Raw genomic sequence first — 7480 nt, 5'->3', positions numbered from 1 at the left:
TCAAACATCCTGAAAGAAGGTTAAGTGGGGGTAGTTCAAATTTGGCCAATTCTAATGCAGCCATTTTACCAAAAGCCATTTGTCCTGCTTTGCATGTACTGTAAGCCGACATCCCGAAATTAGAAAAAACGCGATTACCATTGACAGAGCTTGTGATGATCACACTGCCGCCTTTCTCTTTCATAAAAGGTAGTGCATATTTAACCGTATGAAAGGTTCCTTTTAAGTTGGTATGAATTGTTTTGTCCCAATCTTCGGGAGTTAAATCCTCTATCGGTGCAAGAACACCGTTTATACCACCATTGGCAAAAATGATATCGATTCTTCCCCAGGCATCAACTACTTCTTTCATGCCTTTTTCGACTCTTACAGGATCGGATAAATCAACATCGGTTATGAGTGCTTCACCACCGTCTCTTTCTATTTCTTTTTTTACCTTTTCTGCTTGTTCTTCCTTTAAATCCATTAAGCATATTTTTGCACCTTCTTTTGCAATCTGGATGGCAGAAGCACGACCAATACCCGAACTCCCACCAGTTACTACAGCTACTTTATCTTTAAATCGCTGATTCAAGGATACTGCCTCCTTATGTTCCTTTTACCTAAACTTTCCCTATTTATCTCTTCCTTACACATACGATTGGTAAAAGAGGAAAGCTACAGACAGTACATTGTCTGTAGCTTTGGTGATGATTCTTGTCACGTTATCTGTTTTGCTGTGTTAAGTCTTGAAAAACTTGTTGTTGTTGCACTAATTCTTGGCGCACTAAGTTTAGCGCATTTTGATCATCCGTTACATTCTCTGCTTGCGTTAATGAACGCTCTGCTCTGTCCATGGAATGTTTGATTTGTTCCAAAATATCTTCATTCATATGACTTTTAGCCTGATTAATTGCTCGCTGTAAATGGAGAATGGACTGTTGAGCTTGCGCAAGCTGATTTTGATCTTGCAAACTGGAGATATTGTTCCCTTTTTTCAAATGTTACGCCTCCTCTGTAATTCCTCACAGTTATAATTTGCAGAAATACCAAGGTAATTATGCATAGGGAAAACAATGAAAAAGGTGAGAGCAGATACTCTCACCTTAATGGTAATTACTTATTTTTTTCTGGACCAAACAATTCATCACCAGTTTCAATCGCAGGGCGTGGAGGCTCCGCCATATTGTACCCTAGGAAAAAGCCGGTATGTGGTGGCTGATTATAGGCAACATTTTGCCATGCGATTGAAAGACGGTAAACAGGGTCATGCATTAACGTATATATTTTTTCTTCTGTTATATCAGTCGTCGTGTATAGGCGTAATTCTTCGCTGTCAGCTGATGGCCAGATCACTTCTTCACGCCAGTCACCAACTAAATCTGCTTGTAATGAAGGGTTTCCTTTCGTCCAATTATTTGTTCGTGTTCCTTCTGGAGTTAATAGGTTTACAAGCTCTTCCTTTTCATAATCCCATTTATCAATTCGGCCGACCCCATGCGGATCATTATCTTGATCGAAATCATGATCTAGCAGTTCACGGCCAAGGTCACCATCCCACCAGATAGCATGGTTAACAGATCTAGGTGTATTTTGGGAAATGAGTTCTCCATTTGCTGCATGAAGACCATTACCGGTACTGCCATCCCAAGCGCCAGATGCCCAGAATTCGGCACCATCATAACGTGGATCGATGTCTGCAGCAAGTCCTCGACCTACATCAGCATTAAGATCTACACCGAATAGTTTTTCACCTGAAGCAGCATCGCGGATACCGTAACCAATAGGAATTGATCTATTTTCGTGAACTTGAAAAATTTCAAGACCTGGACGATTTGGATTTAAATCACTAACATGTTGTGCGTCCCCATGTCCCCATCCTGTTGTATGAAGACCGGTACCATCGTGATCAATAACGGCTGCACCGTAGATGATTTCGTCGTTTCCGTCTTGATCCACATCTGCTACTGAAAGGCTGTGATTTCCTTGTCCGGCATAGTCTTGATTACCTTCATCATCACTATCAAAAATCCATTCTTGGGTTAGCTCACCATCACGCCAATTGTAAGCAACAAGTACGGAACGTGTATAGTAACCACGTGCCATTACAATGCTTGGACGTTCCCCATCAAGATAGGCAACACCTGCAAGGAAGCGGTCAGCACGGTTTCCATAGTTATCTCCCCAATCATTAAGGTTGCCACGAGCAGGAGTGTAGTCAGTAGTTGTCAATTCTTTGCCTGTTTCCCCTTCAAATACAGTGAGATATTCAGGACCTTCTAAAATATAGCCACTGCTATTTCGCCAATCAGCCTCAGGATCTCCAATCACATTCCCTTCGCCATCGACGGTACCATCACCAGTTTTTAACACAACTTCTGATTTACCATTGCCATCAAAGTCGTATACAAGGAACTGGGTATAATGAGCACCAGCTCGAATGTTATGTCCAAGATCTAGTCGCCATAGTTTGGTACCATCCAATTTATAAGCGTCAAGGTAGACATTGCCGGTATAACCAGAACGGGAATTGTCTTGTGAATTGGACGGATCCCATTTTAAAATAATTTCATATTCACCGTCTCCGTCAAGGTCACCAACACTAGCATCATTGGCACTATACGTATAATCTACTCCATCTGGTGTTGTACCATCTTCAGGCTTATCTAATGCAATACTTAAATAGTTTTCAGACCATACGTTAACTTCTTTGGTAATTTTATCACCACTGCCTTTAATAATTTTCACTTGATAGGTAGAATCTGCCGTTCCATCCTCATCCAAAAAGTTGGTACTGTTTTCAATTGGTTTCTTGTTTACTTTTTTGCCGTCTCGGAACAAATTGAATTTGACGTCTTTCGGATCGGTGCCAAGCATCTTCCATCCAACATAAACACCATCGTCTGATTCAACAGCCACTAACGCGCGATCCAGTTGTTCCATCTGGCGTTTTTTTACTTCGGTTACCGGAGATTCTGTGGTGTTCGATGGATTTGAAATACCACCTTCATTTACAGCACGAACCTGATAATAGTAGTTGTTATACGTTAAAATCGAGTCATCGGTAAAGCTGGTATCTAAAGTGGTGCCGATTTTTTCAAATTCAACAGCGCCATCTGGATAATCATCTGGGTTAAAATTAGCGCGATACACATAATACAGACTAGCATTATCGACAGCATTCCAGTTTAATGTGACGTTATCAAGCTCCGCATTGCTTACAGACAAATTACTTGGAGGTTGTGGTTTTTCCGCATCCTCATTGATAATCGAAGCAGATACTTCATTACTTTTCTCTGATTCGATACCAGATGAATGCACAAGTGTTACGGCATACGCGTAACTGTAGCCTAATTCTACGGTAGTATCGGTATAATTTGCCTCTGTGGATTCATCTATTTTCTCGAAGTCTTCATCATTTTCTCCTTTGCGATAAATATTATAATAATTAGCGTTTGGATCACTTTGCCATGACAAAGCTACTTCACTATCTGCAGCATAGGAAATAGAGTCTACTGTCAGACTGTCAATTTGAGACATAGAAACAATCTCCAGCCCATTAATTCGCCCATTTTCTCCGATATCAATGGTTAGTTTTCCATCGGTAATCGTTACATCGGTTGTTAACTCGGCATATTCACCACCACTTGATGTTATATTGCCATAATCCTCACCATTAATGATAAAACTGGAACGATTGAAGGCGATATCATCACCGGCTATAATACGCACGAAATAGTCTCCATTTGGTATGTCGACGATAAAAGAGTAATCAGAGCCAATTACGAAATCACGGCGCATATCATCCGGGTTACCACGATCACGGTTATCAACCGTATCACTTAATCCATAACCTCTTTCTTCCTCATAAAGTAAGGTATTGGCCACCTGTGTGTAGCCATCCGCAACAGGGCTATCGGCTGAGCCAAAGTCAAATAAGTAACCATCAGTTGTTTCTGCCTCAAGAGAATTTGTTAGATTGGTTGGAAGTAGACTAATCACTAATACTGTAATCAGGACGATGGAAATTTTCTTCATCAAAAGAAAAAACCTCCTATTTTTTGGATTGGTTTAGATTACTTTATGTTGGGTTCTATGCTGTTAGTGAGGAAAAAGTACTTATCACCACCTTTATTGGATTTTTAGTGGGTCCATAAGTCATAGGTCTAATTAATGACAACGCTTACATTTTTCTGCAGAAATAAATTAGTGCGTGAACTTCAATCAAGTATCCGGATTTCTTGATTACGTTTTAGATTAGAGAAGTAGAATAGATTCGTCAAGGAAATGTCTGGTTTTTATACAAAGATATCTGGTTTTTAGTGAATGAGATATAGAAGGGGACAAGATAAAAATCGTTAACACATTAATTGGGGAGTAAAATAGATCTAACATATGGCTGATGCGGTAACTCAATGTCGTTTTTATTACGGGGCTAAACATCTGTACAATCTCCACTTCAAGCTTCAAGTGTTTAGGGATAACGGACGCTAACATCCTGATAAGTCTCGCTAACAATAGTAGGGGCAATCCCCCTCTAATCATAGTCTCTCTTTATCAAGAACCATACAACAATGCAGCTTCAGCGTATACATTTAAACTGAAGCTGCATAGCAATTATCGTATCGACTCAATAACAGTCTGAAGCCGTGCAGATCCATCACTTGCTTCAGGGTTAGATTGATCGTATTCAATTACGAGTACATTTTCATCTATCTGATAAAGGTAATATTTTTGTGAACCGGCATTTTGAGTTAAACCGGAATAAGGATTCTCGCCATCATTTGGTTCCATAATCTCACTTACATTGTCGAAGTTTTCATTATAGCGTGCATCAAATTCATTTGCCAGCTCCTCTATTGTTGCGTTTTTCTCTACGTATAGCCAAATCGATGTATAATTATTCTTGTCATGGTGCCTTACTGTATTTTCCTCGATCGCGTATTCTCCATAATAGGTATCAACCTGATATTCAATACCATATGGCTCCATGCGATAATTGCGTACAGTTGTTTCTTCTTCCGTTCCCTCGACCGAGATCGTTCGCGCCTCTTCACCCAATTGATCTACTTTAAATTCCTGTTGACTAACTCCTTCACCACTATGGTCATCTTGTTCGGGTGTTTCCTCCTCTTCTCGTCCTGAAATATCGGCATCCGGATCTTCGACACCTAATCCTTCCATATCATTTGGGTCTTTTGCATCCTCTCCAGCATTACCAATTTCTTCGTTTTGCTCGTTATCACCAGCAGGGAGCGTGATTTGATTATTATTGATCAGTGTATATACTGTAACACTGCAAGCCAACAAAGCAGCAGCAGTAGATAGCCAGATGAAGGTGTGCTTTGCCTTTGATCGTGAACGCTTTTTCTTGGCATGTTGTTGAAGAGCCTTTTTCATCGAATCTTTCTTTTCTGGATCTAACTGGGCATTTGTTTTCAATTCTTTAAGCTCCTTTATTAATTCGTCTTCGTTATGACTCATAATAAACCTCCTTCACTTGCAGTTTTAAAGCTTTCAAAGCACGGTGGAATGTAACTCTTACCTTCGAATCAGACCATTTTAAAATATCTGCTGTTTCCGTCACAGATAGCTCCTCGATTCCACGAAGGATAACAACATCCCGGTAATCCTGCTTGAGTTTTGTGATTGCTTTGTGCAGCTCCAGCTTTTTTTCAGTCAAAAGGTGTTTATCCTCAGGAGATATGTCGATTTTATGCTCATAGGTTTTAATCAGTTTGCGCCAATCTTGTCGTGTTTGTTTTCTGGCTTCATCTATCGCTAAATTACGGGCAATGGAAAATAACCAGGTTTTAGGACTGGAATCTCCCTTAAAAGAATCATATCGATCGATTGCTTTAATGAATACCTCTTGTACTAAATCTTCGACATCTGATGTGGACGTATAATAGACCAGAAATCGATAGATATCATCAGAATAGGCATCAAACCAATCGGTAATTAACTCTTCATCCATTTCGTGACCTCCCTGTTTGTCTGTCTTTGGTTGTTCTTTACTTATTAGACGACGTTTATACGAAAACATTACACTTTTCGCATTAAAAAAGAAAGGTCCTTATAAAAGACTTGTAATGGAATGGAAAATTTATAGTGGGAATTTGTTGTTCTATTTACCATTTATTTGACGATGGGAGCATTTTTTTGTTAGGGGGCAGTATTCTTGTTTTTTAGCTTGCTCGTACTTTCTTCTCTATCTGCAGATTGGTTTTCTATACAAATAAGACGGTGTGGGATTAATAATCTATCTTCCGACAAATAATTGTGATAAAGAGAAAAAATGAAACACTCGACGTCGTTAAGAGTGTGCCCTTTGTAAAGAAAAAATACTCTAAGCAATTTGAAGAAGATGGTGTCTGTATTAAGCATAGTTCCATTGACTAAACTAGTGATTATAAGGTAATATAACTCTTTATATTTTGCTGTTCTTTTTCCGACACTTCATAGCATGTAAAAGTCTGTTTTATCTTTCAAATACTCAAAGATTGATCCTTATGAGGTATTATCTCGATAGTTTCCACGACATGACATCGATTGATTTAACCAGTTTTCTTTATAAGTTTTTTGAATTGAGATTATAAAATTATTTCTTTATCTGGATGATTATGGACTTGTCTATTAAGTTGTTATTAAGGGAGGGAATAATATGTCAAGGCAATGATTTATGAAAACAGGATTTTTACTGTGTATGAGTTCGGTTTGGGCTTATTTAGTGGAAGGAATGAAATATCAAGCGAACTCAAGTACGAGTGAATTTTATGATGTGGATCCATTATATTTTAAGTTATCACAAAAGAATGCACTTATTTTGCTTTGGTAAATAATAAGAAACTTATTTGAAGGGAGGAGATATAAGTGGTTGGAACTAACCATTTTATGGTATAATTAATAGTATAAATTGAAATTTTATTTATTAAAAAACAAGGAGGTAAACTGTGCATAAGAAACGAAAACTTTCTATTTTTCAAATAGTGATAACTCTTATTTTCATACTTACATTAATTATTATTCACTTTTCTCTTGATCGTTTAGGTATACCTACAAATGATAATCGAATGATGTATTTAAGTGGAGGGGTGATTTTTATTACAATATCTTGGTTATATATAATAACTAGTTTGCAAATAAATAAAAAACCAAGATTTTTAGAGTTTCCTGTATGGAAAAAAATACCAATTATTATTGGGATAATTACCTTACTTTCAATTTTTGGCTTATTTACTTTCGCTTCATTTGATATATTTTCTGAATTGTTGGATAAATGGAGGGGACTACTTTATATTATTATTATTTATTTTATTATATTATACTTTTATTTTGTAATGTCTCTTGTGTACAGGTTTTCGGAAACAAAAAACAAAGTTATACATTATACTTATACGTGGTCTTTATTGATTATATTAATAACGGTTTTCATGATTTAATTTTTATAAAACACAACAAATTATTAACCCAATTTTAGCACCTCTAAAACACTACTATA

Annotated in this window: 6 protein-coding genes; 1 reads left to right on the top strand and 5 read right to left on the bottom strand. The window is 37.7% G+C overall.

Features of this window, described 5'->3' with window-relative positions:
• The 5 genes from GH715_RS20770 to GH715_RS20750 all read right to left on the bottom strand — a co-directional run.
• Positions 1 to 574: SDR family oxidoreductase (locus GH715_RS20770; protein WP_163578817.1), on the bottom strand; the 574-nt coding region annotated here is incomplete at its 3' end.
• A gap of 130 nt (positions 575 to 704) precedes the next feature.
• Positions 705 to 980, bottom strand: a complete 276-nt coding sequence (locus GH715_RS20765; RefSeq protein ID WP_018930402.1) for a hypothetical protein — start codon at positions 978 to 980, stop codon at positions 705 to 707.
• A gap of 115 nt (positions 981 to 1095) precedes the next feature.
• On the bottom strand, positions 1096 to 4017 hold the full coding sequence (locus GH715_RS21855) for a rhamnogalacturonan lyase family protein (RefSeq protein WP_153837161.1): 2922 nt from the start codon (positions 4015 to 4017) through the stop codon (positions 1096 to 1098).
• 579 nt (positions 4018 to 4596) lie between these two features.
• The gene (locus GH715_RS20755; RefSeq protein WP_153837159.1) at positions 4597 to 5463 is read right to left on the bottom strand and encodes a hypothetical protein; all 867 of its coding nucleotides are present in this window, start codon (positions 5461 to 5463) and stop codon (positions 4597 to 4599) included.
• The gene (locus GH715_RS20750) at positions 5453 to 5956 is read right to left on the bottom strand and encodes an RNA polymerase sigma factor (protein WP_153837158.1); all 504 of its coding nucleotides are present in this window, start codon (positions 5954 to 5956) and stop codon (positions 5453 to 5455) included. Before GH715_RS20750 ends, GH715_RS20755 begins: the two co-directional genes overlap by 11 nt.
• A gap of 705 nt (positions 5957 to 6661) precedes the next feature.
• On the opposite strand from GH715_RS20750, the gene GH715_RS20745 reads away from it, so the two are divergent.
• Entirely contained in the window at positions 6662 to 6817 is a 156-nt protein-coding gene (locus tag GH715_RS20745) for a hypothetical protein (protein WP_163578816.1), read from the top strand.
• Positions 6818 to 7480 lie beyond the last annotated feature (663 nt).

The sequence above is a fragment of the Gracilibacillus thailandensis genome, assembly GCF_010994055.1.
Lineage (GTDB): Bacteria > Bacillota > Bacilli > Bacillales > Amphibacillaceae > Gracilibacillus > Gracilibacillus lacisalsi.
This window is presented reverse-complemented; position numbering and strand designations above follow the sequence as displayed.

Coding starts and splice junctions, on each gene's coding strand:
- GH715_RS20745 (WP_163578816.1), top strand. CDS start 6,662: ATGAAAACAGGATTTTTACTGTGTATGAGTTCGGTTTGGGCTTATTTA.
- GH715_RS20755 (WP_153837159.1), bottom strand. CDS start 5,463: ATGAGTCATAACGAAGACGAATTAATAAAGGAGCTTAAAGAATTGAAA.
- GH715_RS20750 (WP_153837158.1), bottom strand. CDS start 5,956: ATGGATGAAGAGTTAATTACCGATTGGTTTGATGCCTATTCTGATGAT.
- GH715_RS21855 (WP_153837161.1), bottom strand. CDS start 4,017: ATGAAGAAAATTTCCATCGTCCTGATTACAGTATTAGTGATTAGTCTA.